We start from the raw sequence: 24,155 nt of genomic DNA, 5'->3' as shown, positions 1-24,155 counted from the left end.
GTGGAATCGGGCTTGCGGCTGACGGAACGCTACCGGCTGGTGGAGCGCCTCGACCACGGCGGTGCGATGGAGGTCTGGCGGGCGTGGGACGAGCTGCTCGGCCGTCCCGTCGCGGTGAAGCTGCCGGCGGTCGCGCACACCGATCTGCACCGCATGTTCCAGAAGGGCGTCAACCGCGCCGCCGGTCTCTCGCACGCCGCCCTGGAGACCGTCTTCGACAGCGACCAGACCCGCGACGCGTCCGGACGCCTCGTCTCGTACGTCGTCACCGAGTTCCTGGACGGCGAGCCCCTCGCGGAGCGGCTGCGCCTCGGCCCGCTCACCGCGTCCGAGACCATCGAGATCTGCGCCCAGGTCGCGGCGGCGCTGGAGGCCGCGCACGCGGCCGGCGTCACGCACTGCGACCTCGGACCCGGCAAGATCATGCTCGTCTGCGGCGAGGTGAAGGTCGCCGACACCGGCATCGGCGGGATCGTCCGCGGCGCCCGCGGCTCGCCCGGTCGCGGGAAGGCCGCCGACCCCGGCCGGGCCGCGGCCGACGAGACGAGGGCGGTCGACGTCCGCGCGCTCGGCGCCGTCATCTCCGCCTGCCTCCCCGCCGGGACGTCCGGGGAACTCGCCTCGCTCGCCGCGCGCTGCGCGGGCGCGACCGCCGGGTACGGCCCGACCGCGACGGAGATCGCCGACCTCCTCGCCCGCGACGACGAGCCGCCGAACGCGGTGTTCACGACGGTGCGGAGCCAGGCGCCGTCCCGCGACCACCGCACCAGGGCGTTGCGTCCGCCCCCGCACCCGCCCGCGCGCCCGCGCCGCCGGGGGGCGCGGCTGGCGGCGCTCGCCCTCGTGGTCGCCATCCCCGTCACGGGCGCCGCCGCGATCCTCGTCTCCGCGCCGCGCACCCCGGTCACCGTCCCGCCGCCGCCCGCGAGAGCGGACCGGACGGCGGCGCCGGCGCCCGAGCGCGGCCGCCGCGCGGCCGAGACCGGCGTGGCCGACGCGCTCGGACGGCTGCGCCCGATCGTGAGCCGCGGCTACACCTCGGGGGAGATCCGCTCCGACGTCGCCATCGACCTCAACAACGTGATCACCAACCTGGAGAACGATCTCACCGCCGACCGGGACGTCGACGTCGACCGGCGGATCGACCTGCTCCAGGCCAAGATCGTCACGCGCCGGCGGGAACGCGGCCTGTCCCCGGATCTCGCCGACGAACTGAACCGCATCCTGGCAACGATCCAGACATGACGGACGAACAAGACACCGGCGAGTGGCGGAGCGAAGAACTCCGCCCGGAGCAGCTCCGCCCGGAGCAGCTCCGTCCGGAACCACGCCGCCCGGAACGCGGATTCCACCTGCCATGGCTCGCGCTGATCGGCGTCGCCGCCACGATCGTCGCCGCGACCACCCTCGTCATCGGGATCGGCGACTCGCTGGGAGACGACCGCCCGGCCGGCCGCCTGCTCCCCCTCCAGGCGGCCTCGCCCCCGCCCTCGTCGGCGCCCCCGTCCGCGTCCCCGTCCGCGTCCCCGTCACCGGCGGATCCCGACCCTGAGGACTCCCCCGCCCAGACCCGCGAACCCGGCTCCCGCATCCACGAAGCGCTGCTCAGGCTCCGCTTCTCCGTGGACGAGGCGGTCGAGGAAGGCGACGTCCGCGACGACGTGGGCATCGACCTCGCCAACGTGATCGAGCGGATCCTCGACCGCCCCTGGTCCCCGCCCGAACGCCGCCGCGCCGACGTGGCCTACCTGCACCACAAGATCGACACCCGCACGCGGGAGGGCGGGATCTCCGGCCACCGCGCCGACGAGTTCCACCTGATCCTGGACCACGCCACGAACTAAGACCGCCCCCTGCGCGGCGCCCCGCCCCGACCCGGCCCGGACCCGGCTTGGTCCGGCCCGGTCAGACGCAGCCGTCGAACTGGGGGATCTCGATGATCGACAGGTCGAGGCCGGGGGTGCCGCCGAACCATTTGTCCATCAGCCTGGCGGCCGTCCCGTCCTGGTACATCTGGGTGATGGCACGGTTCAGCGCCTCGCACCCGTCGGGGTCGCCCTTGCGCAGCCCGATCCCGGTGTTCTGCTCGCTGATCCGGGCGTTCACCAGCCGGAACCCGTCGCCCGCACGCCGGATCAGCCCCGCCAGGATCACGTCGTTCGTGGTGATCGCGTCCACCGTGCCCGACTTGATCTTGGCCATGCACTCGTCGTAGTCCTTGGCGGGGACGAGCTTCGCGGTCATCCCGTGGATCGCGAGGAGCCGCCTGGTGGGGTCCGCGCCCTCCACGGCGCAGAACCTGCGTCCCTTCAGTTCCCGGACGCCGTCGATCCCGCGCTCGTCCGAGCGCACCAGCACGTCCTGGAAGGACATGTAGTACGGCCCCGCGAAGGCGATCTGCGTCTTGCGCTCCGGCGTGACCGACAGCGTGGCGAGCACCAGGTCGGCGCGTCCGGAGGTCAGCAGCGGTATCCGCTCCGCCGCCAGCGCCTGGACGAACCGCGCCTTCTTCCCGAGCCGGTCGGCCACATAGTTCGCCACGTCGATGTCGAACCCCTCGAACCGCCCGTCCGGCTGCCGGAGCCCGAGCCCCGGCAGGTCCGGGCGGACGCCGACCACCAGCGTCGACTTGTCGAGGATCGACTCCCGCTCACCCTGCCCGCACGCCCCGAGCAGCCCACCCGCCAGGACGACCGCCGCCAGCACCCGCGCTAAAGCCACGCCGAACCTCCAGAGCGTTCTCATCCCGGCGCGCGGGGCTGAGGTCCCGTCTCCAACGAGGCAACCTTAGAGCGCGGGCGCCCTGGCCGGACAGTGCGGCGGCGATCACTCCCAGGACGAGGATCCCCGCGATGACGGCCGCCGTCATCGCCAGGCACGGCCGCTATCGCCGGAGGCGCCGGCGGCTCATTGCGCGCGGGGCCCGAACTCGACGCAGCAGTAGCCGGAGTGCGGGGCGAGCGTCGCCTCGATGGACGACGCGCCGAGGCCGTCCACCATGCCGGCGAGGAAGGCGTGGTTGACGCCGCACACCAGGGCGGGATCGTCGCCCGCCATCGGGTGGAACGGGCAGTTGCGCAGCCGCAGGCGCGTGGGCGCCTCCCGGTCGGGTTCGAACCCGTGGCGTTCGAGGATCTCCGCCGCGCAGGTCAGCGCCCGCTCGGTACCGAGCCGGCCGCCCCGGACGGGACGGCTCTCCGCGGCCCCGAGGGCGCGGCCGCGTTCCGCTGCGGCCCGCAGCGCGGCGGCCTCCCCGCTCTCCCCCGCCTCCTGGCCCCGGACCGCGTCCAGCAGAATGCTCGCGAGCAGGCCGTGCTCGCGCGGCGGGATGCTGACCCGCACGTCGACGCCGGACGGCTCGTACACCTTGGGCGCCCGCCCGACCCGCCGGACCCCCGCCGGGCTGGCGTAGTGGGCGCGCAGCAGCCCCGCGTCGACGAGCTTGTCCAGGTGGAACGCGGCCAGCTTCCGGGAGATCCCGACGCTGGCGGCCGCCTCGTCCCGCGTCACGGGCGCCTTGGCCGAGCGGATGAACGCGTACATGCCGCGCCGCAGGTCGTCGCTCAGGATCGCAGCGGCCTCCAGCGCGGAGGAGTCTGAGGTCACCGGATCAGCCTAGCGCGCGATCACCATAACACCTAGAAATTTGGTCAAAACCGGGCGACACACTGGATTGAGCCGGGGCCATTGACGTATGTCTGCTATAACACCAATACATGTTGGTGAAATAGGAGGTCGTCATGGACGATCCGCAACACCGCGCCAAGCGGCCGGTGAGCACGCTCGCCGGGAGCTACGGCCACCCACTGCATCCGATCTTCGTGACGGTGCCGGTCGGGGCCTGGGTGGGCAGCCTCGTGTTCGACGTCGCGTCGCACCTGGTCGACGACCCGGCGTCCGCGGCCCAGGGCTCGCTGTGGCTCATCGGCCTGGGAATCGCCGGCGCGCTGGCCGCCGCCTCGGCCGGGTTCCTGGACCTGCTCGCCATCCAGCCCGGCACGCGGGCCTTCCGCACGGCGCTCGTCCACATGTCGCTGAACCTCGCCGTGACGTTCGCCTACGTGGCCGCGTTCGGCTGGCGCATGGGCGACGACACCGTCTCACCCGCCCAGATCGCGCTCTCGGCCGTGTCCTTCGCGGTACTGGGCGTGGCCGGGTTCCTCGGCGGGAAGCTCGCCTACCGCTACGGCGTACGCGTCGCCGACGAGAACACCCAGGCCGAGGGCTTCGCCGTGGACGAGCAGCCCCCGGCGAGCAGTCACGAAACCGAGCAGTCCTGAACACGGATCAGTCCTGAACACGGAGGAATCATGAGCGTCGCCGCACTCGTCACCTGGCTCGTCACCGCGCTGGGCGGCTTCTACATGCTGGGCACCTGGATCGCCCGCGGCGGGGCGAGGTCGGACGGCTCGTCCCGCCTTCCCGTCCCGGTGATCTTCGGACACTTCCTGCTGGCCGCCGCGGGCCTGGTCGTGTGGGTGATCTACCTGTTCGCCGACACCGCGGCCCTGGCCTGGACCGCCTTCGTCATTCTGCTGCCGGTCGCGCTGCTCGGCTTCGTCATGTTCGCCCGCTGGCTCGCCGTGACCCGCGCGCCCGCCGTCCGCACCGCCGCGGGCGCACCGGGCGCGGCGGCGGCCGACGTCCCGGCCGAGCGCGGCTTCCCCATCCCGGTCGTCCTCGGCCACGGTCTCCTCGCGGTCGTCACGCTGGTGCTCGTCCTCCTCACCGCCTTCCAGGCATAGCCGCCCGGCGGCCCGGCAGGAGATCGCCGCGTCGCCCTTGGCCGCGGGTTCTGCAGGTGCCCGAGGCCAAGGGCGACGCGATCAAACGGGACTTCCGGACGAACCGGACCTTGCGGTCCGGGTCAAGGCTTCGTCCGCAGCCCGGGTTCCCTGGTTATGAAGTACCGGCGACCACTTCCGTTTCTGTGTCGGGGACGGTGGGCGAGGACGGCTGCGGGCTGCGCGGGGTCATGCCAAGGGCGGCGATCGCGGCGATCACCATGAACCCGCCGACCATCAGCCAGGCGTTCACGAAGGCGTTGTGGGCGTCGGCGTAGCCGGCCGGGGTGCCGAGGACGGCGACGGCGAGGCTGACGCCGAGGACGGTGCCGATCTGCCGGCTCATGTTCACCACGGCGCTGCCGGTGGCGTAGCGGTGGGAGGGCAGGTCGACGGCGGCGGCCGAGAGGATCGTGGGCAGGGCGAGGCCGACGCCCGTGCCGCCGATGAGCCAGCCCGGCAGCAGCTCGGTGGTGTAGGCCGGTGCCGGGCCGAGGCTCATCGCGATCAGGACGACGCCGAACGCGCAGAGCATGCACCCGACGGCGGTGATCAGACCGACGGGGACCCGCGCGGCGGCCATCTTGCCGGCGACGATCGCCATGACCGGGACCATCAGCGGGCCGGGCGCGACGGCGAGCCCGGTCTTGATGGCCGAGTAGTCCCAGACCTGCTGCATCCACAGGACGCCGAGCAGGAGGTTGGCGGCGAACGCGACGCTGAACAGCAGGACCGTCGCGTTCGACCAGGAGAAGGTGCGCACGGCCAGCAGCGACGGCTCGATGACCGGGGCGGGGTGGCGCAGGGAGCGCAGCCAGAACCAGGCGAGGGCGAGGAGGGCGCCGCCCACCACGACGGTGGTCTGCTCGCCCGGCCACTCGTTGACCTTCACGAGGCCGAGGGCGAGGGCGGCGATCGCGAGGGTGAGGACCGTGGTGCCCGGCAGGTCGGGGATGCGGGCCGTGGCGCCCTCACGGGAGTCGGGGACGTACCGGAGCGCGAGGAGCGTCACGGCGATCCCGATCGGGATGTTGACCTCGAACACCCAGCGCCAGGACAGGTCGACGAGGACGCCGCCGACCGCCGGGCCGGCCGCGGCGGCGAGCGCGGCGGAGGCGGACCAGATCCGCACCGCGCCGCCCCGGCGGGCCGCCGGGTACACCGACAGCAGCAGCCCGAGGCTGGTGGGGATGAGCGCGGCGGCGCCGGCGGCCTGCAGGACGCGGAAGCCGACGAGCGACCAGAGGTCCGGCGCCATCGCGCAGGCCTGGGAGGCGACGGTGAAGACGACGAGGCCGGCGATGAGGGTCGGCTTGCGGCCGTAGCGGTCGGCGAGCCGGCCGAGCGGGACGAGCAGCGCCGCGAAGACGATCGCGTAGGCGTTGAGGACCCAGGACAGGTCGGCCATGGGATGACCGGCGAAGTCGTGTCCGATGTCGGTGAACGCGACGTTGACGATGAACAGGTCGAGGCCCGCCATGAAGGAGGCGACGGAGAGCACCGCGAGCACCGGCCGTGGGCGTACCTGACTTTGTTCTCCCATAGTCAGGGAGGCTAGCGAGCAGGCTGACTTTGGTCAAGCAAAGTCAGAAGGTTTATAGTGGACCCGTGACAATCGCACTTGAGGGGCATTTCGCCGACCGCGACGCCTGGTCAATGCAGAACTGCCCGGTCGCGAGGACGCTCGCCGCGCTCGGCCCGCCGTCGGCGGTGCTGGTGCTCAGCGAGGCCTACTTCGGGACCAACCGTTTCGGCGACTTCGTCCGCAACCTCGCCATGACCGAGTCCGCCGTGACCGCACGCCTGCGCCACCTCGTCAAGGCCGGCCTGCTCAGCCGCGAGCCCTACCAGGAGCCGGGGCAGCGCACGCGCTACGAGTACCACCTGACGAAGATGGGCCAGGACCTCGCGCCCACCCTCGTCGGGCTCATGGAATGGGGCGAGACGTACCTGCCGGGCGACGAGGGGCGCCAGGTCATGCTGACGCACGCCGGCTGCGGGGAGGCGGTCACGGCGCAGGTCAGATGCGCGGACGGCCACGACGTCGGGGTCGACGAGATCATCATGCGCCCGCCGATGCCCGGCGACGACCCGAACGCTGCCGGCCCGAACGCTGCCGACCCGAACGCTGCCGGCCCGAACGCTGCCGGCCCGAACGGCGGCGGCCCGGCCCGCGCCGGCCAGGCCACCGACCGCCCGTCCGGCTAGTTCTCCGGGGTCGGGGCCGGGGTCCGCCAGGACCGGGTGCTCGTGGACGGCGGGCCGCCGGCGAGCCGCAGCGCGTGCTCGACGAGCGCGACCAGCACCTGCTTCGCCGACACCGTCCGGCGCGCGTCGCACAGCAGGACGGGCACGTGCGGGTCGATGTCCAGCGCCATCCGGATCTCGGGCGGGTCGTAGCGGTCGGCGTCGTCGAAGCAGTTGACGGCGACGACGAACGGCGTGCCCTTCTGCTCGAAGTAGTCGATCGAGGCGAAACTCGCCATCAGCCGCCGCGTGTCGGCCAGCACGACCGCGCCGAGCGCCCCGCGCGACAGCTCGTTCCACATGAACCAGAACCGCTCCTGGCCCGGCGTCCCGAACAGGTAGATCGCGACGCCGTCGCGCAGCGTGATGCGGCCGAAGTCCATGGCCACGGTCGTGGTCGTCTTGGAGCCGAGGCCGTCGAGGTCGTCGACGCCGACGCTCGCGTCGGTCAGCGCCTCCTCTGTGCGCAGCGGGCGGATCTCGCTGACCGCGCCGACCATCGTCGTCTTCCCGACGCCGAACCCGCCGGCGACGAGGATCTTCAGAGCGACGCGCGGGCCGTCCGCCCGCTCGTCGTGGCCCTCGCCTGCATCCGTGGCGTCGGGCGGGGGGTCAGAGCGCGCGGAGTTCATCGAGCACCCTCCTGAGCAGGTTCGCGTCGGTGTGCGGCTGGACGTAGGTCTGCCCGGACGGCGTGGACCACCGCTGGACGTCCACGAGGCCCGAGTCGAGCAGGTCGCCGGCCAGGACCCGGATCACGCCGAGCGGCAGGTCCAGGTCCGAGGCCAGGTCGGCGAGGGCGTGCGGGCTCCGGCACAGCGCCAGCAGGCGGCGCTGGTGGCGCGACAACCGGGCCGGCTCGGCGGGCCGCCGGCCGGTCGCGACGAGGATCGCCACGATGTCCAGGGGCTCGCCGCGGGGCTGGGTGCGGCCGCGGGTGACCGCGTAGGGGCGGACGATCGGTCCGGCGGCGGCGTCCAGCCACCGTTCCCGGCCGGGTCCCCGCGGGTCGCCGGGCATGTCGGTCGGGTCCATCGCGGGTCACCTGGGTCCGGGCCCGGGCCCGGCCCGTCTGAGACCCGTGGACAGCTGCCGGCCGACGCGCTTGACCAGCATCGTCATCTCGTAGGCGACGAGGCCCGCGTTGGCGCCGACCTCGCTCAGCAGCGCCAGGCAGCTGTTGGCACCGGCGGGGACGACGAAGAACAGGCCGTCGTCCATCTCGATGAGCGCCTGCCGGACCTCGCCGGACTCCAGCTGCGGCTTGGCCCCGATCGCGAGACTGTGGAACCCGGCGGCGAGCGCCGCCAGGTACTCCGCGTCCTCGCGGCCGACGCCCCGGGACATGCCCATGACGAGCCCGTCCCGCGACAGGACGACGACCTTGCGGATCTGCGGTACCCGGTCCACGAGATCGTCGAGGAGAAAGTTCAGCTCGGCCGCGACTCCCTGCTGGGTCATGATCTTCCCTCCATGGCGTCCGCGGGTCCCTCGTCCTCGTCCCTGCCGCGGAGCCATCCCGCCTGCAGGGAGGCGAACAGGTCCCGGGACGCCTCCGCTGAACGTTCCTCCCAGGTTGCGACGGCGTCGTCCTGGGCCGATGGCGCGGCGAACGGCTGCTCGTCGCGGAGTTGCGGCGCCATGTTCCCGCCGCGCACGCGGCGCGGCAGCGGGGCGCGCCCGCCGGGCCCCGCCTGGGCCTGCGCCTCACCGAACGACGCGGGCGCCGCGTACCCGGGCCCGCCGCCCGGGTCCTGGCCGTACTGCCCTGGACCCGGCTGCCCGGAACCCGGCTGCCCGGAACCCGGGTGCCCGGGACCCGCCGCCTGGAACGGGCGCGTCGCGTCGAACGGGGGCGGCGCCTGCCCGTAGGGCGGCGTGCCGTACGCGGACGACGGCGGGGTCCCGTACGACGGCGGGGTCTCGTACCCGTCGTACGACGGCTGATCCTGGAAGGACGCCGGTGCGTTGAACCCCACCGTCGCGTCATGGCCCGGCGGGTCCTCGAAGGACGCCGGAGTCTCCGGTGTCGCCGCGTCGTAGTCCGGCGCGGACGCGTCATAGGCGGCCATGTCATAGGTCGGCACGGACGTGTCATAGGTCGTCGGCGCGGCCGTGTCATAGGTCGGCGCGGCCGTGTCGTAGGGCGTCGGTGCGTTGAGCATCGCCGTCGACGAGGGCGCCGTCGGGGTGGGCCACGACTTCACCGAGCCGTTCCCGGATGCGCCGTTCTCCTGGACGGGCCTCGGCCGGCCGACGGGAACATCGGCGCCGGCGGCGCCCTCATCGTCGTCGGGCTGGTCGGCGTCCACGATCAGCTGCCGCGGGATCAGCACGACGGCGCTGACGCCCCCGTACAGCGACGGCTGCAGCGCGACCCTGATGCCGTGCCGCCCGGCGAGCCGCGACACGACGAACAGGCCGAGCCGGTCGGTGACGGCCAGGTCGAACTCGGGGGGCCGCGACAGCCGCAGGTTGAGCGCGTCCAGTTCGGCCTGGTCGAGCCCGATGCCGCGGTCGATGATGTCGACGGCGAACCCGTTGGCGCCCATCTCGCCGCGGACCAGGACCTCGGTCGGCGCGGGCGAGAACACGGTCGCGTTCTCGATCAGCTCGGCGAGCAGGTGAATGATGTCGGCGACGGCCTCGCCGATCACGGCGGCCTGACCGGACATCACGACGACCTCGACGCGCGTGTAGTCCTCGACCTCCGCGATCGCGGCGCGCAGCACGTCCTCGACGTGCACGGGACGGCTCCAGCCGCGGCCCGGGGACGTCCCGGACAGGATGACCAGGCCCTCCGCGTGCCGGCGCATGCGGGTGGTGAGGTGGTCGAGGCGGAACAGGTCCTCCAGGGCCTTCGGGTCGGACGCGCCGCGCTCCATCTCGTCCAGCATGCGGAGCTGGCGGTGCAGCAGCGACTGGCTGCGCCACGCGACGTTGAGGAACACGCGGCTGATGCCCTGCCGCAGGTACGACTCCCGGACGGCGGTGTCGATCGCGGTGTGCTGCACCTTCGTGAACGCGTCGCCGACCCTGGCGACCTCCCGGCTCTTGCCGATGACGAGCGGCGGCGCCTCGGCGGCCACGTCCACCTCCTCGCCGCGTCTCAGCCGGGCCACGACGGCGGGCAGCCGGTCCTCCGCGAGGTTCAGCGCGGCGCGCTGCAGGCCGCGCAGCTCACGCGACAGGCTCCGGGCCGCCAGCAGCGACAGGAAGATCGACGCGACCACCGCGAGCAGCCCGAACCCGCCCGCGAGGACGAGCCGCATGATGATCTGCTCGCCGATCGGCTCGGCCAGCTCGTTGAGCGCCAGGCTCGCCTGGGTGACCTTCTGCGCCCAGGCCTGCGACAGCAGCTGCGTGGTGGCCTGCCACTGCGCCGCCTCGGGCGGCAGCCTGTTGTCGTCGGCGTTGACGATCGCGGTCTCGGCCGCGCGGAACCGCTTGTACTCGTCGGTCGCGGCGAGCTGCTGCAGCGGCCCGCGGATCTGGTCGTTCAGGTCGGCGAGGCCCGCCTCGAACAGCCGCCGCCCCTCGGCCGCCCACTGCACGAACGCGGTGTGCTCGGCCGGGGTGAGCCGCCCGTTGCGCGCCATCGCGGCGGTGACGAGGGAGTCCTCCCGCAGCATGGTGGCGCGGGCGTTGCCGATGCTGATCAGCGCGCGGCCCTGCGTGAGGATGGCGACGTCGTTGACCGTCACCAGGCCGTTGAAGACCGTGATGACCTCGTCGAGGACGGCGCTGTAGGCGTTGATGACCTCCAGCGGCTCGGCGGACCCGGAGTCGACCTGGGCGCGCAGCCGCGGCAGCGTGTCCAGGGCCCTGATCGCGACGGCGAGCCGCTGCTTGGTCTCGGGCTCGGCGGCGTCCCGCGCCTCGGGCGACAGCGCGGTCTTGCGGAAGGACGCCTCCACGGCGCTCACCCGTTTGCGCTGGCCGCCGAGCTTCTTCGCGGCCTCGGCGTCGCCGGTGCTGAGCGCGACGACGCTGAGGGAACGTTCCGCCTGGAGCTGGTTCACCAGGTAGATGCCCGGAAGGCCCATCTTCTCGTACGTCGTGGAGAAGTCGTACTTGTCGAACGCGTCGCCGAGCGTGATGTTCGCGGCGAACGCCCACAGGGCGATGAGGGACACCAGCGGAACCAGCAGCAGGGCCGTGATCCGCAGGCGGATGGGACGTCTCCGCCGGCCCTTGCGGGCGGGCGCGGCGTCGGGGGGTTTGCTGTTCGAGGCGGCCGCGTAGGGGTCCGCCGGCCGACCTTCGGCGACCATCAGATCACAACCTCATGCGGGGGACGGGCCGCGGTTGAGCGCCCGTGCTACTCGGTCTGGGTCTGGTCTTGCGCTCGTGCTGGTCGATGCCGCCTGCAAGGCCGCCGTGCAGGGCGGCCGCTCGGGCGCGGGTCAGGCCCGCGCTTCGTCCATGGCCGCGCGGGCCACCAGCCCGCGGAGCCGGCTGGTGATCATCGAGACGGCCTGTGCGTGCCCGCGCACGGCCTTCTCCCGCGTGGTGTACTGCCCGATGTCGGCGTGCATCGTGGTGTCGGAGACGATCGTCTGCCACAGCAGCGGCCGCCCGTTCGCCGCGAACCCGAGATCGATCACGGTGAACCAGGTCGAGACGACCACGACGACGGCGCCGACGCGGATGACGTCCTGCGCGAGCAGGCGTCCCCGCACGTCGAGCAGCAGGCGCTGGGCCTCCTCCGCCGTGGCGCGTCTCCCGTCCGAGCGGTAGTAGTCAACGGACATGGCGCGCCTCCCATCGCGGAACCGGGGTCTGCGAGGGGAAGGGTCAGTGTCCGGAGTGTTCGTCCCGCGGCCAGGCCCGTATCTCGCACCAGACCGACTTGCCGGACGGGGTGTGGTCGGTGCCGTGCCGTTCGGCCATGACCGCGACGAGGAACCAGCCCCGTCCCGTCTCCTCCATGAGGTCGACCGGGCGCTGCCGCGGGACGGCGGTGCTCGGATCGTGCACCTCGATGCGGAGCCCGGTGCCGGCGCGCAGCATCTTCAGGCACAGCGCGGAGCCGGGGATCGTGGCGTGCCGGACGGCGTTGGTGACCAGTTCGGAGACCAGGACCTCGGCGTCGTCGGCGACGTGCTCGATGCCGGAGGCGGTGCCGACGGACCGGCTGAAGCGCCGCGCCCGCGGTACCGACGCCCGCTCGGCGGGCAGTGTCAGCTCGCCCAGCAGGGTCGTGGCGGGCTCCTCGACGGCGGACGGCCCGTGCGGTGTGGTGCCGTCGTACGTGGACGTTTCGTACGTGGACGTTTCGTACGGGGACGGGTCGTGCGGGGACGGGGCCAGGGTGCTAGGGAGTTCGATGGTGTGGTTTTCGCCCGACATGATGGACGCCTCCTTGACTAAGGCGTGTTGTCCCGATCCAGCCCTGCCGGGGTGCGGGGCTGGGGAGGGCGCGGGGGGTTGGTGCCGGTGCCGCCGCCGTTCGGGCATGCGGCGGCACGGTGCCGGAGGGGATGCGGGCCGCCGGTGCGCGGTGCACTTCGGTCATGACGGCTCGCCCCCCTCGGCCTGGGTGCCCGCCCGGTCTCGCAGCAGCCGGGCGGTACTGGTGAACCATTCGTAGTTCTCCTGCTCGAAGCGCAGGCCGCGCAGGCACGTCAGATACGGGCCCACGGGGGTACCGGTCCGCAGGAACGTCTCCTCGTCCAGGTCGCCGCGCAGGTGCTTCAGGGTGTGCTCGAAGACCTCGACCTTGGCGGCGGAGGCCACCGCCCGGTCCTCGAGCTGCGCGATGACGGACTCGGCGGAGATGTGGTCCACGGCCTGCACCATGACGAGCAGGTTCTCTCGGATGATTCCTGGCTTGGCGGGGGACGTCGCGAACCGCTCGAGTTCGTCGACGCCGGCCGGCGTGACGGTGTACACCCGCTTGTTGGGGCGGTCGTGCTGGATGATCTGCCGTCCGCTGATCAGGCCTTCGGTCTCCAACCTCGACAGCTCCGAGTAGAGCTGCTGCGGTACGGCATGCCAGAAGTTGGAGACCGACAAATCGAAGATCTTGGCCAGCTGGTAGCCGCTGTACTCGCCATCGAGCAGCGCCGCCAGCACCGCGTGACGTAGCGCCATCGGCCTTCTCTCCCCGCCTTGACTCAGGGTTGTGCCGACGGTAGCAGACAACGACATGATTAGTCATGCTTTTGACTAGGATTGGTTAGGCGCAGCGCGGCGACGCCCGGTTCGAGGTCGCCGGCCAGCTCGGTGATCTCCCCGCTGAGGAACGCCTCCCGGGTCAGGCGGCGCTGCATCTTCCCGCTCGTGGTCCGCCGCACCGTGCCCCGCCCGGACAGGACGACGCTCAGCGCCGGCAGCTCGAACGCGCGGGCCACGCGGGACTTGATGAGGGACGCCAGCTCGTCCAGCGGTGTCCCGGCGGCGGCCCTGGTACTGACCTCCTGGACGATGACGACCTGTTCCCTGCCGTCCACATCCCCGCCCTCGCCGGGCGGGGTCTCCGTGACGAACGCAGCGCCGACGAGGGCGGCGGGGTGGGCCGCCTGCGCGGTCTCCTCGATGTCGTGGGCGTGGATGTTGCGCCCGTTGACGATGACGAGGTCCTTGATCCGCCCGGTGACGTACAGCTCGCCGTCGGCGAAGAAGCCGAGATCGCCCGTCCGGAGGTAGGGGCCCTCCCCGTCCGAGGTGCGGGCCTCGAAGCCCTCACGGGTCTCCTCCGGGTTGCGCCAGTAGCCGCGGGCGACGCTGCCGCCGCCGACCCAGATCTCGCCCACACGCCCCTCTGGCAGCCGTGCACGGGTCGCGGGATCGACGACGCGGACGTCGAGGGCGATCGGACGTCCGCTGCTCACCAGCCGCCGCACCCCACCCCCTCCTTCACGTTCACCGCCGCCCGGTTCGTCGCGCGGGACGGCGGTGTCGCGGGTGAGGGCCTCGGCGTCGAAGTCGCGGACGACCGGGCCGCCGCCGATGGGCGCGGCGGTGATGAGGAGGGTCGTCTCCGCCATCCCGTAGCACGGCATCCACATCTCGGGGCGGAACCCGATCGGCGCGAAACGCTCGGTCACCCTCTCCAGGGTCGCGGCCCGGACGGGCTCGGCGCCGTTCTTGACCACGCGCAGGGACGACAGGTCCAGCCCGTCCATCTGCCGGTCGGTGACGCGGCGCAGGGCCAGCTCGTACCCGAAGTTCGGCGCGACCGTGATCGTGCCCCGGTGGCGGGTGATCATCTCCAGCCACAGCACGGGACGTTTGATGAACGTGATCGGCGAGGTGAAGACGTAGCGGCAGCCGAGGTAGAGCGGCTGGAGGAACTGCCCGACCAGGCCCATGTCGTGGTAGTGGGGGACCCAGCCGACCCCGACGGTGTCGGGTGTCCCCTCGATCCGCCGTTTGATCTCCTCGCCGTTGCTCAGCAGGTTGCCGTGGGTGACCATCACGCCCTTCGGGGCGCTGGTGGACCCGGAGGTGTACTGCAGGAAGGCGAGGGTTCCTGGGCCGAACTCGGGGGCCGTCCAGCCGCTCGGGTCGCCGCCGCCATCGTCCTCGGCGCCCTCCCCGGCGCCCTCGGTGTCGAGGCAGTGGACGCGTCCCCTCAGGCCGGCGTCGTCCAGCCACCCGTCGAGCGTCCCGCGGTGGGCGGTGTCGGTGAGGATCAGTGCGATGTCGGCGTCCTCGATGATCCGGCGCGTGCGTCCGAACCGTCCCGCGTCCAGGTCGGGCAGCGGCGCCGGGACGGCGACGACGCGCGCGTACAGGCAGCCCACGAACGCCGTCAGGAACTCCAGACCCTCCGGATACAGCAGCAGGACGGCCCTGTCGCGCAGGCCGCGCGCTTCGAGCCGGCAGGCCAGCGCGCGGGCCTTGCGGTCGAGTTCGGCGAATCCGAGCACGTTCTCCTTGTACTTGCGGCCCGGTTCCTCACTGATGAAGGTGAACGTCCGGTCGTCGCCGTGCTCCCGGATGTTCTCCCGGACGAGCGACACGAAATCCCTGTGTGCGTGCACGCGTCATCACTCGTCCTCTGCCAGCGACAGCAGGGAGAACCAGCGACGCTCGTCGAAGCCGCGGAACATGGCCTCCTCCAGCGACGGGAGGAACTCCTCGGACAGGACGGTGTCGGGCTGTGCGCGCTGCAGCAGGCGCTGCAGGCACAGCACGAGCCACTGCCCTTCGCCGAACGCGCCGCCGAACTCGTGCCGGTTGTGCAGCCACGTGAGGCAGCACGAGATCATCGCGTGCAGCTCGCAGTACCGCTTGGCACGTGCCAGCGCCGCCACCGAACCGGTGTCGCCCTCGCTCGCCCGGATGCCCTCGTCCACCTTGGCGCGCAGGCCGCCGATGCTGGACAGCAGGTCCTTCAGCTCCGCCGCGACACCGGGCGCCGCATGCGCGTTCGCCGCCGACAGCAGCTCCTCGGAGATCTCCTCGAAACGCTGCCCGACCTCGTCGCGGCCCTCGTTGGTGAGCTGCAGCATCCGGCCGTCCGGCTCCCACGCGGGCGGCGTCCTCGTCCAGCAGAACAGGTCGGCGAGCAGTTCCTCCTCGCCTCCCGTCTCCTCCGGCGGCTCGATCAGATACGGGAGCTGCCCGGCGACGTTGGCGAGGTTGACGTGCGTCGTGCCCTCGAAGATGCTCGCGATCGCATGGTCGCGCTGAAGCTTCTGGAACACCCCGTGCGCGACGCCCTCGCGCAGATAGCCGCGCGCCGCCAGCACGGTCCCGATGCTCGCCACGACCTCCTCACCCAAGACGGGGACGAAGTACTTCACGATCGACGACCACAGGCTCAGGCGTCCCGGCGCGACCGTCAGGCAGCGCGCCACCGGGATCGCGACGCACTCGGCGATCAGCAGATCCAGGTGCGTCTTGACGAGATGGTCGCGGATCACGGGGATCTTGTAGATGTCCGACCCGTACAGGGTGCGCTGGTGCGCGTACTCCATCCCGATGCGCACCACGGCGTCCATCGTCCCGACCGACAGCGCCGCGATCGCCGTCCTGGTGATCTGCAGCGTCTTCAGCGTCTGGACGAGCCCGGACCCGCGCCGCCCGATCACCCGCTCCGCCGGGATCCGCGCGCCGACGAACGCGACGCCGCTCAGGTCGTGGCCGCGCAGGCCCACCGTCCGCACCAGCGGCAGCGCCGCCCACATGTCCGGTTCGAGTTCCTGCTTGTCGACCAGGATGAGCGAGAAGTCCCGCGCACCGGTCTTGGCGTAGGTGGTGACGAACCGTCCGCGCGTGGCGTTGCCGACCGGCCATTTCGTCCCGGTCAGCAGCAGCTCGTCCCCGCGGATCTCGGCCTCGGACTCCGACGCCATCACATCGCTGCCGTGATCGGCCTCCGAGACGCCGAAGCAGGCCAGGTCGCCGTTCAGGACACCGTCCGCCACGGTCCTGCGCTGCCATCCGTCGCCCCAGAGCCAGACCGGGTTCACCGCCAGCAGCCCCGACCCGTACATCACCGCGACGGTGACGCTGCGGCGCGAGATGCCGCGCGTGACGAAGAACAGCTCCTCCAGCGTCGTCAGCCGGCCGCCGAGGCCGGCGGGCACCAGGTACTTCGGGAAACCCCAGGCCCGGACGGCGTCGACCGCGCCGGGCGGCAGCTCGTCGCGCTCCTCGGCCTCGACGATCGCCTTGTAGGAGAACGGCCCGGCCTCGTCGTCCATCGGATCGCCGAGACAGCCGTCCAGATCGGCGGCGATCCGGTGCGCCGGCGACAACGCGGCACGTCCGGCACGCACGGCGGGCGCCGGCCGCGCGGAATGCGCCGGGCCCACGGGGTCTGCCGGACCTGCCGGGTCTGCCTGAGGCGCGGGGTCCGCCTGGGTCGCGGGTTCCGTCGTGTGTGCGGCGCCAGCGGGACGCGCGGCACCTGCGGGGCGTGCGGGGACCTTACTGTCCATCTCTCTTTCCACTCCCTATAGCTGGGCGGTGTCGGACGGGCCCCCCGGTCCCTCCGCTCCCTCCATCCGCCTCCCGACCACCCGCGCGAGCGTCATCGCGGCGGGCAGGGGGCGGACCATCACGGTCAGGCCGGTGACGAGGCCGGTGTCGCCGAACCTGAGCAGATCGAGCCCCTGGACGGCCTTGCCCATCACCCGCGCGTTGAAGATCAGCGCCTGGACGGGCGCGTCCTGCTCGGCGGTGCCGACGAGCTCGTCGGTGTAGTGGAAGTCCTCGAAGACCTCCAGCAGGACACCGAGCAGCGCGGCGACGGAGTCGCGGCCGCGGTACGGCTTCACCATCACCGGGCTGTGGAACTCGATGCCGGGATCGAGCGCGCTGGTGATCGCGGAGAGGTCGTGGGCCTCCACCGCCTTTCGGAACGTTCCGGGAACCGTCACCTGAGCTGTCCCTTCACTTGCCGTGGGTCGGGGTCAGTTCACCGTCCGGGGCGGGACGGTGTCGGCGGGGGGCGTGCTCTCGGCGGGGGCGGTCATGGGGGCGGCGGCTCGGGCGAGATCCTCGGCCCAGGCCCGGTAGCCGTCGGGGGACGGGTGGAAGCCGTCGGAGGCGAAGAGCCCGCGGTCGCGCGCCATCGCCTCGTCCATCGGAGCGTGGACCGCCCCGCCCGCCCGGGCCGCGTCGCGCATGATCCGGTCCATGGTGCGCGCCCGCGCGCCGAGGAACAGGCGCAGCGGCTGCGGGATCGCCGGGAACCGGTGGACGGGCGGCATTCCCGCGACGACCAGCGTCGCGTGCACGTACCTGCCCTGCAGGGCGGCGATGAGCCCGGCCATGTCGTCCGTCCACCGCCGCAGCGGACGCCGCCGGATCAGATCGTTGATCCCCACGGTGACGACCACGAGGTCCGGGCTCACGCCACCACCGTGGACGCCATCACCGCTGGCCGCACCACCGCTGGCCGCACCACCACTGGCCGCACCACCGGGGGGAGATCCGTTGCCGGGCGTGCCGTTCGCCGGTGGGACGAGCGCGGTCGCGACCCGGTGGGCCGTGGCGCCGTTCTCGCCGTTGACCGACCAGGCCACGCTTCTGCGCAAGCGCTCTCTCAGCGCCTCCGCCAGAAAGCCGGGCAGCGCCTGCGCATGCTGGGACGCCCCGACTCCCACGGCGGTGGACTCGCCGATCACCACGACCCGGTACGCCGGCCCGGCGCCGGGATCCGCGCCGGGCACGAAGCCGTACTCGTCCCCGGTCGCCGGGGCGAGCCGGGGCGTCCGGCGCACCGTCCGCCATGCCTGGACGGCCAGCACCGGCGCGAGCGGAATCAGCATCATCGACTGGGGGACGCGGGCGAAGGTGAATGGTCTCTTCATCTCTATCCCAGATGTGTGCGGTGGCCCCCGAGGCTCAGATGACCCGCTCGCCGAGCAGGCTTCGTGCGATGTGCGCGATCACCTCCGCCACATATGCGTGCCCTCTCGGGTTCAGGTGGATTCCGTCGGTACTCCACATCCCGGGGTCAGCGACTTTCGCCACCGTTTCACGTGCGGGAAACGGTATTCCGAACTCGCCGGTGGCGCGGGCGAGCTCCTCGTTGAAGTCGTGAATGCGCTGCACGGTCCGCTTCTTGCGGAACTGCGACATCGGGGCCACGTCGAGCAGCGGGGGCCGGGGCACCGGAATCGCCAGCGCGACCGCGCCGCGCTCGCGGGCCCAGCCGAACACCTCGTCCAGCCGGGCCGCCGCGTCCGCCCGCTCGAAGCCGCGCAGCGCGTCGTTCATGCCGCAGCCGAGCACGACGAGGCCCGGCCGCAGGTCCCGGACGGCGGGCAACTGCCGGGCGGCCACATCCTCGACGGTCGCCCCCGGGTCGGAGACATTGAGCATCTCCGCGCGGGAAACGCCCAGCTCATGGGCCAGCCGACCGGCCCAGCCGAGCCACCCGCCGGCCGGGTCCGGGTCGTTCTGCCCCTCGGCCACACTGTCGCCGAGGACCACCATGACGGGCCCGCCGTCCGGCCGGCCGCCCATCATGCGACGAGTTCGAGCAGGTAGTCGGTGAGCGCGGTCACCGTCTCCCGGCGCCGGGCCTCGGCCACGTCGACCTCGACCTGGAGGTGGTCCTCGATGTCGCTGATGATGCTGATGGCGTAGACGGAGTCGACGCCATAGCGGGCCAGTTCGACCCCTGGATCGATGTTTTCGGCGGGCCTGTCGAGGTAGAAGGCGATCCTGTCAAGAAGCCACGATTGCAACTCGCCGTGGGAAATTGTTTCCGATCTGGTCACCGCATTCCTCCTTATGTAAGAGGATCATCGAATCAATCGCGATAGCTATCGGAAGACGAGCAACACGCAAGATACAGGCAAATGGGAGACGTGTCTCAGGTCCGGATGTGAACGATCGGACACAACCATGTCTCTGTTTCGTAAATTAAGTCAGTGATACGGTAAAACGGCACCAGGTTACCAAACGGTAACCTCTTCCGTTAAGGGACCCACCCGCAGCCCGCCGGGAAACCCGCGGCACCGCAAGTCCCACCGGCCCCGTTCCTCCCCGCGGACCTCACGACGGCACGCGACCTGCACCGTTCCCCAGCAGGCCCGGTGCGGCCGGGCGGCGGCCGGCCACCGCACTCCGGCACGTTCCATGAGAATTTCGGTCAACCGCTCAGACCCACCCATGACGGGCAAGCCAGGTCCTTCTTCCCCTGTGGCGAGACCGACCTGTCTTCGGCGGAGTCAGTCCAGGTCAGAGGCACCGTCCAGCGGCACCGGCCCGTCCAGGAGGGAGACGACGGGATTGGGGTCGCGGGTCTGCGCGAGCCGGTCCAGCACCGCGTGCCCGCGCCGCGACCGCCACCGGTGCGCCGCGAGGCGGTGGAACCTGGCGAGCTGCGCCGCCGACGGACGCGGCACCCCCGACAGCGAGTAGCCGTGGTCGACCAGACGGGAGGCGAGGACGTGCTCGACGAGATCCGCCTCCCAGTCCTCAAGGCGCTCCCGCCACGCCCCCACATTGCGGGTGTTGGGCGCCTCATGCGTACGGAGGTGCCACTTGCGCGCGGACGGCACCGTCTCGCGGGCATGCCGGTACGCCTTCGTCATCGCCGGGTCGTACTCCTCGCCGAGGAACGCGCACAGCTTCACCAGCGCGTCCTCCGGCTCGGCGACGAGGTCCTCGTAGCGGAACTCGTAGAAGGTCTCCGGGCCGAGGCGCGCACTGAGCCGCTTGCCCGTGTCGACGGCCTCCCGCCAGGTCAGCGCGGCGGAGTACGTGTCGCCGTCGTACCAGGGCATCTTCTTCAGCGAGCTCACGGCGTCCCGTCCGTCCCGGACGAGGTGGATGAACTGCGCGTCCGGGAACATCCGCCGGAGCATCGGAATCCGGCGGAAGTAGCTCGGGCGCTTGTCGCCCCAGCGCGGCTTGCGGTGCTCGCGCGCGTACGCCCGGAAGATGATCGCCAGCGCGGACCCGAGCGTCGGGGGCCCGTGGACGATCTCCTCGATGATGTCCTCCGCGTCCAGCTTGAGGACATGGAACTTGGTGTCCTTGCCCTTGGCGATCCATTCGGCCAGCCTGCGCCGGTTCTCCTCCCGTTCCAGGTCACCGAAGGTGTGCCGTGCCTCGTAGGAGGTGTGCACGAACCTGGTCTCGGACGGGAACGCGATGCGCGGGTGCGAGTGCAGCATCTGCTGGAGCAGCGTCGTTCCCGAACGGGGGCAGCCGATGACGAAGATCGGCCGGCTGGTCTGCGAAGTCATGGCGCGCCAAAGTACGCCGGTTCTCTGAGCCGAACCCCAAAGCCACCTCAACGCAACCTGAAAGTTCGTCCAGACCTGACCCGGCCATGCTAGGCGTCCGTCCACCACCCGGTGCAACCCCCGCCCCTCGCTGAGCTGCGCGAACGGCAGGGCGAAAGGTGACGGCGGCGGGCCGATCCGGCGAAAGACTTCCCTTTAAGAGAGAAGTAAGCTAAAGTAACGACTGGTGTGCCGGGAAGCCTGGTCGGCGAGACAGGATATGTCTGCGATCAGGAGGGCTGATGAGTCCCCGGCACTTTTTCATTGCGCCGCCTTTGCCGGCGCCGCACGTTCCCACCCCGCCATACGGCCTGACCGCTATGGCCTGGGCGCACGACTTCCCAGATAGCTGAGCCGCATCCTCACCTCCCCTTAGCGGGCCTCTCTTCACGGGCCGGCGCGTATTCGGCGCGCCCGGCACGGTCCATGACGTCTCGATGCGGAAGCGTGCATTCAAATGAGTGAATTCGTCGATGTGGCGTTCGGTTTTCCGACCGCGCTTTTCAGCTTCTCTCTCCTGGTCGTCGCCGTTTACTGGGCACTCGTCCTGGTCGGCGGCCTGGGACTCGACCTCCTCGGCGCCGGCGCCGATGCCGATGCGGGGGCCGGCGCCGGCGCCGAGGACGGGGACGCCGGGGACGGGGGCGTGGCCGGCGGGCTCGCGCTCCTCGGGCTCGGCGGCGTCCCCGGCACGATCGTGCTCTCGCTGCTGATCGCGCTCGCCTGGTTCATCTCCCTGACGGGGGCGGCGCTGCTCGACGGCACCGTCCTGCGGGCGTTCGTCCTGGTCGCCGCGCTCGCGCTGGCCTGGCTCGGGACGCGGCTGGCGGTGCTGCCGCTGCGCCGCGTCTTCCAGAACCCGGCGGCGGCGTCGCTGCGCGACTTCGTCGGGCTGCCCTGCGTGATCCGCACCGGGCTGGTCGGGCCGGACTTCGGTCAGGCCGAGGTCACCGCCCCCGACGGCTCGTCCGCCATCGTCCAGGTCAGGCAGCCGGCCATGGACGTGGCCGTGGCGGGCGCGGCGCAGGGCGGCGGCCTCACCGCCGGCAGCACCGCACTGATCTTCGATTTCGATCCGGCCGGCCAGTTCTTCTGGGTCATGCCGCATGACGCGGCATTCGACCGCCCGGCCCTCTGATACCCCGCGCCCCGATCCCCCGCGCCCCGATCCCCCGCGACTCATTCCCCGCGACTCATCCCCCCGACGACAGGGATTCTTGATGGAAACCATCACCTTGGGAGCCGGTGTGCTCCTCGCGCTCACCCTGCTCATCATCCTCGGCCTGGTGCTGATGGTGAAGAAGTTGTTCCAGAAGGTCGACCAGGGCCGCGCGCTGATCATCTCCAAGTTCAAGAAGGTCGACGTCACCTTCACCGGCGCGATCGTGCTGCCGGTGCTGCACAAGGCCGAGATGATGGACATCTCGGTGAAGACGATCGACATCGAGCGGACCGGCCGGGAAGGGCTGATCTGCAAGGACAACATCCGCGCCGACATCCGCATCACGTTCTTCGTCCGCGTCAACAAGACCGCCGAGGACGTCGTGAAGGTGGCGCAGGCCATCGGCACCCAGCGCGCCAGCAGCCAGGAGACGCTGCAGGAACTGTTCGCGGCCAAGTTCTCCGAGGCGCTGAAGACCGTCGGCAAGCACCTCGACTTCGCCGATCTCTACATCCGGCGCAACGAGTTCCGCGACCACATCATCCGCGTCATCGGCACGGACCTGAACGGCTACAGCATCGAGGACGCGGCGATCGACTACCTGGAGCAGACGTCGCTGCTGTCCCTGGACAAGTCGAACATCCTGGACGCCCAGGGCATCCGGAAGATCACCGAGCTGACCGCGCTCGAGCACATCCGCACCAACGAGCACGCCCGCAACGAGGAGAAGGAGATCGCGCGCCAGGACGTGGAAGCGCGCGAGGCGATCCTGGAGCTGGAGCGCCGGCAGGCCGACGCCGAGCTGCGGCAGCAGCGTGAGGTCGAGACCGTCCGGGCCCGCGAGGAGGCGGAGACCGAGCGGGTCAAGGCGGAGGAGCGGCTGCGCGCGCAGGCAGCGCACATCCGCACCGACGAGCAGCTCGGCGTCCAGACCGAGAACAAGAACCGGGAGGTCTCGGTCGCCGCGAAGAACAAGGAGCGCGTCCTCGCGATCGAGAGCGAGCGCATCGAGAAGGACCGCCTCCTGGAGGTCATCGCCCGCGAGCGGGAGACGGAGCTGACCCGGATCGCCGCCGACAAGGAGGTCGAGGCGGAGAAGCGGGAGATCGCGAACGTCGTCCGGGAGCGGATCGCGGTGGAGCGGACCGTCGCCGAGCAGGAGGAGGGCATCAAGCGGCTGCGGACGGTCGAGGAGGCCGAGCGCGCCCGCCAGTCGGTCATCATCCACGCGGAGGCCGAGGCGCAGGAGAACCTGGTCAAGGACATCAAGGCCGCCGAGGCCGCGGAGGCCGCAGCCGAGCACCGCGCCCGCGAGGAGCTGACGATGGCGCAGGCCCGCCAGCAGGCCGCGGAGATGGACGCGCAGGCCAAGATCCGGCTGGCCGAGGGCCTGCGGGCCGAGGCCGCCGCGCCGGGGCTCGCCGAGGTCCAGGTGCGCCAGCAGGAGGCCGCCGCCATCGAGAAGGTCGGCCGCGCCGAGGCCGCCGTCGCACAGGAGAAGGCGCTGGTCGAGGCCGCCCGGATCCGCGAGAGCCTCAAGGCCGAGGCGGAGGGCCTGAACGAGAAGGCGGGCGCGATGGCGGCGCTGGACGAGGCGTCCCGCCAGCACGAGGAGTACCGGCTGCGGCTGGAGACGGAGAAGGACATCCGGCTCGCCGGGATCGACGTGCAGCGGCAGGTCGCCGAGGCGCAGGCGAGCGTCGTCGCGGCCGGGCTGGAGTCGGCCGACATCAGCATCGTCGGCGGCGACAGCGTCTTCTTCGACCGGCTCGTCGGGTCGATCGCGCTCGGCAAGAGCGTGGACGGCTTCGTCCGGAACTCCGAGGTCGCGCAGTCCATCGCCGGCCCCTGGCTGGACGGGTCGGGCAGCTTCACCGACGACATGTCCACGCTGCTCGGCTCCATCGACACCGGCGCCGTCCGCGACCTGACCCTCTCCGCGCTCCTGCTGCGCCTGATCAAGGCGGGCGGCCCCGACATCGCCCGTTTCCAGAACCTCCTGGACACCGCCCGCAACCTCGGCATCGCCGACGCCCCCCTGTCCGAGATCAACGGGTCCGCCCTGACCACCACCACCTGACCACCACCACCTGACCACCACCAGCTGATGCCGGACCGCGGCGGGCCGCGTCCCAGCGACCGGCTCGCCGCCCCACCCCCGGCCGGACCGCACCGGTCCCAGGGGGGAGGGCAGCGGTTTGTGCGAGGAGGACATGGGGCCCGGACGTTGGAGGACCCGGCGAATGCGCGTGAACGAAG

At 71.6% G+C, this 24,155-nt stretch carries 24 protein-coding genes; 7 read left to right on the top strand and 17 right to left on the bottom strand.

Annotation, left to right across the window (positions count from 1 at the left end):
- On the top strand, positions 1 to 1,245 hold the full coding sequence (locus tag ACGFIS_RS03105) for a protein kinase (protein ID WP_392969229.1): 1,245 nt from the start codon (positions 1 to 3) through the stop codon (positions 1,243 to 1,245).
- Positions 1,242 to 1,844 (top strand): hypothetical protein, encoded by a 603-nt coding sequence (locus ACGFIS_RS03100; protein ID WP_392912480.1) that lies wholly within the window; start codon positions 1,242 to 1,244, stop codon positions 1,842 to 1,844. Before ACGFIS_RS03105 ends, ACGFIS_RS03100 begins: the two co-directional genes overlap by 4 nt.
- 61 nt (positions 1,845 to 1,905) lie before the next feature.
- Here ACGFIS_RS03100 and ACGFIS_RS03095 read toward each other — a convergent pair whose 3' ends face one another.
- Positions 1,906 to 2,721, bottom strand: coding sequence for a glutamate ABC transporter substrate-binding protein (locus tag ACGFIS_RS03095; RefSeq protein WP_392912478.1), 816 nt, complete (start codon positions 2,719 to 2,721; stop codon positions 1,906 to 1,908).
- A 186-nt stretch (positions 2,722 to 2,907) separates the two neighbouring features.
- Positions 2,908 to 3,606: a helix-turn-helix transcriptional regulator gene (locus tag ACGFIS_RS03090; protein WP_392912476.1), complete on the bottom strand. Its 699-nt coding sequence runs from the start codon at positions 3,604 to 3,606 to the stop codon at positions 2,908 to 2,910.
- 134 nt (positions 3,607 to 3,740) lie between these two features.
- On the opposite strand from ACGFIS_RS03090, the gene ACGFIS_RS03085 reads away from it, so the two are divergent.
- Both ACGFIS_RS03085 and ACGFIS_RS03080 read left to right on the top strand, forming a co-directional pair.
- Complete coding sequence (locus ACGFIS_RS03085) at positions 3,741 to 4,280, top strand: DUF2231 domain-containing protein (protein WP_392912474.1); 540 nt, start codon at positions 3,741 to 3,743, stop codon at positions 4,278 to 4,280.
- A gap of 30 nt (positions 4,281 to 4,310) precedes the next feature.
- A complete protein-coding gene (locus ACGFIS_RS03080; RefSeq protein WP_392912472.1) occupies positions 4,311 to 4,745 on the top strand; it encodes a hypothetical protein in 435 nt (144 codons plus the stop codon).
- Between the two features lie 154 nt (positions 4,746 to 4,899).
- Here ACGFIS_RS03080 and ACGFIS_RS03075 read toward each other — a convergent pair whose 3' ends face one another.
- Positions 4,900 to 6,327 (bottom strand): MFS transporter, encoded by a 1,428-nt coding sequence (locus tag ACGFIS_RS03075; RefSeq protein WP_392912470.1) that lies wholly within the window; start codon positions 6,325 to 6,327, stop codon positions 4,900 to 4,902.
- A 65-nt stretch (positions 6,328 to 6,392) separates the two neighbouring features.
- Here ACGFIS_RS03075 and ACGFIS_RS03070 point away from each other — a divergent pair, with 65 nt between their 5' ends.
- The gene (locus tag ACGFIS_RS03070; protein ID WP_392912468.1) at positions 6,393 to 6,992 is read left to right on the top strand and encodes a winged helix-turn-helix transcriptional regulator; all 600 of its coding nucleotides are present in this window, start codon (positions 6,393 to 6,395) and stop codon (positions 6,990 to 6,992) included.
- Here ACGFIS_RS03070 and ACGFIS_RS03065 read toward each other — a convergent pair.
- The 14 genes from ACGFIS_RS03065 to ACGFIS_RS03000 form a co-directional block, all read right to left on the bottom strand.
- Positions 6,989 to 7,663 (bottom strand): ATP/GTP-binding protein, encoded by a 675-nt coding sequence (locus ACGFIS_RS03065; RefSeq protein ID WP_392912466.1) that lies wholly within the window; start codon positions 7,661 to 7,663, stop codon positions 6,989 to 6,991. The two genes, ACGFIS_RS03070 and ACGFIS_RS03065, sit on opposite strands and share 4 nt — an antisense overlap.
- Complete coding sequence (locus ACGFIS_RS03060; RefSeq protein ID WP_392912464.1) at positions 7,644 to 8,066, bottom strand: DUF742 domain-containing protein; 423 nt, start codon at positions 8,064 to 8,066, stop codon at positions 7,644 to 7,646. The genes ACGFIS_RS03065 and ACGFIS_RS03060 overlap by 20 nt, the downstream gene beginning before the upstream one ends.
- Before the next feature lie 6 nt (positions 8,067 to 8,072).
- Positions 8,073 to 8,492 carry a roadblock/LC7 domain-containing protein gene (locus tag ACGFIS_RS03055; protein ID WP_358451622.1) on the bottom strand — a complete coding sequence of 140 codons (420 nt, stop codon included), beginning with the start codon at positions 8,490 to 8,492 and terminating at the stop codon, positions 8,073 to 8,075.
- Positions 8,489 to 11,305, bottom strand: a complete 2,817-nt coding sequence (locus ACGFIS_RS03050; protein ID WP_392969225.1) for a nitrate- and nitrite sensing domain-containing protein — start codon at positions 11,303 to 11,305, stop codon at positions 8,489 to 8,491. Before ACGFIS_RS03050 ends, ACGFIS_RS03055 begins: the two co-directional genes overlap by 4 nt.
- A 132-nt stretch (positions 11,306 to 11,437) precedes the next feature.
- The gene (locus ACGFIS_RS03045) at positions 11,438 to 11,785 is read right to left on the bottom strand and encodes a hypothetical protein (protein WP_392912457.1); all 348 of its coding nucleotides are present in this window, start codon (positions 11,783 to 11,785) and stop codon (positions 11,438 to 11,440) included.
- A gap of 43 nt (positions 11,786 to 11,828) precedes the next feature.
- Positions 11,829 to 12,383: an ATP-binding protein gene (locus ACGFIS_RS03040; protein ID WP_392912455.1), complete on the bottom strand. Its 555-nt coding sequence runs from the start codon at positions 12,381 to 12,383 to the stop codon at positions 11,829 to 11,831.
- 162 nt (positions 12,384 to 12,545) lie between these two features.
- Positions 12,546 to 13,127: a PadR family transcriptional regulator gene (locus ACGFIS_RS03035; protein WP_392912453.1), complete on the bottom strand. Its 582-nt coding sequence runs from the start codon at positions 13,125 to 13,127 to the stop codon at positions 12,546 to 12,548.
- Between the two features lie 59 nt (positions 13,128 to 13,186).
- Positions 13,187 to 15,022, bottom strand: coding sequence for a fatty acyl-AMP ligase (locus tag ACGFIS_RS03030; RefSeq protein WP_392969222.1), 1,836 nt, complete (start codon positions 15,020 to 15,022; stop codon positions 13,187 to 13,189).
- Positions 15,023 to 15,028: 6 nt separating this feature from the next.
- Positions 15,029 to 16,765, bottom strand: a complete 1,737-nt coding sequence (locus ACGFIS_RS03025) for an acyl-CoA dehydrogenase family protein (protein WP_392912448.1) — start codon at positions 16,763 to 16,765, stop codon at positions 15,029 to 15,031.
- 177 nt (positions 16,766 to 16,942) lie between these two features.
- Positions 16,943 to 17,368: a nuclear transport factor 2 family protein gene (locus ACGFIS_RS03020; RefSeq protein ID WP_392912446.1), complete on the bottom strand. Its 426-nt coding sequence runs from the start codon at positions 17,366 to 17,368 to the stop codon at positions 16,943 to 16,945.
- A gap of 33 nt (positions 17,369 to 17,401) precedes the next feature.
- On the bottom strand, positions 17,402 to 18,304 hold the full coding sequence (locus ACGFIS_RS03015) for an SGNH/GDSL hydrolase family protein (protein ID WP_392912444.1): 903 nt from the start codon (positions 18,302 to 18,304) through the stop codon (positions 17,402 to 17,404).
- 34 nt (positions 18,305 to 18,338) lie between these two features.
- The gene (locus ACGFIS_RS03010; RefSeq protein WP_392912442.1) at positions 18,339 to 18,965 is read right to left on the bottom strand and encodes an SGNH/GDSL hydrolase family protein; all 627 of its coding nucleotides are present in this window, start codon (positions 18,963 to 18,965) and stop codon (positions 18,339 to 18,341) included.
- Complete coding sequence (locus ACGFIS_RS03005; RefSeq protein ID WP_358451604.1) at positions 18,962 to 19,219, bottom strand: acyl carrier protein; 258 nt, start codon at positions 19,217 to 19,219, stop codon at positions 18,962 to 18,964. The genes ACGFIS_RS03010 and ACGFIS_RS03005 overlap by 4 nt, the downstream gene beginning before the upstream one ends.
- A gap of 453 nt (positions 19,220 to 19,672) precedes the next feature.
- The gene (locus tag ACGFIS_RS03000) at positions 19,673 to 20,695 is read right to left on the bottom strand and encodes a sulfotransferase (protein WP_392912439.1); all 1,023 of its coding nucleotides are present in this window, start codon (positions 20,693 to 20,695) and stop codon (positions 19,673 to 19,675) included.
- 496 nt (positions 20,696 to 21,191) lie between these two features.
- Here ACGFIS_RS03000 and ACGFIS_RS02995 point away from each other — a divergent pair, with 496 nt between their 5' ends.
- Positions 21,192 to 21,872, top strand: coding sequence for a hypothetical protein (locus ACGFIS_RS02995; protein WP_392912437.1), 681 nt, complete (start codon positions 21,192 to 21,194; stop codon positions 21,870 to 21,872).
- 82 nt (positions 21,873 to 21,954) lie between these two features.
- Positions 21,955 to 23,976 (top strand): flotillin family protein, encoded by a 2,022-nt coding sequence (locus ACGFIS_RS02990; RefSeq protein WP_392969219.1) that lies wholly within the window; start codon positions 21,955 to 21,957, stop codon positions 23,974 to 23,976.
- Positions 23,977 to 24,155 lie beyond the last annotated feature (179 nt).

The sequence above is a fragment of the Spirillospora sp. NPDC048824 genome, from assembly GCF_043198455.1.
Taxonomy (GTDB): domain Bacteria; phylum Actinomycetota; class Actinomycetes; order Streptosporangiales; family Streptosporangiaceae; genus Spirillospora.
This window is presented reverse-complemented; position numbering and strand designations above follow the sequence as displayed.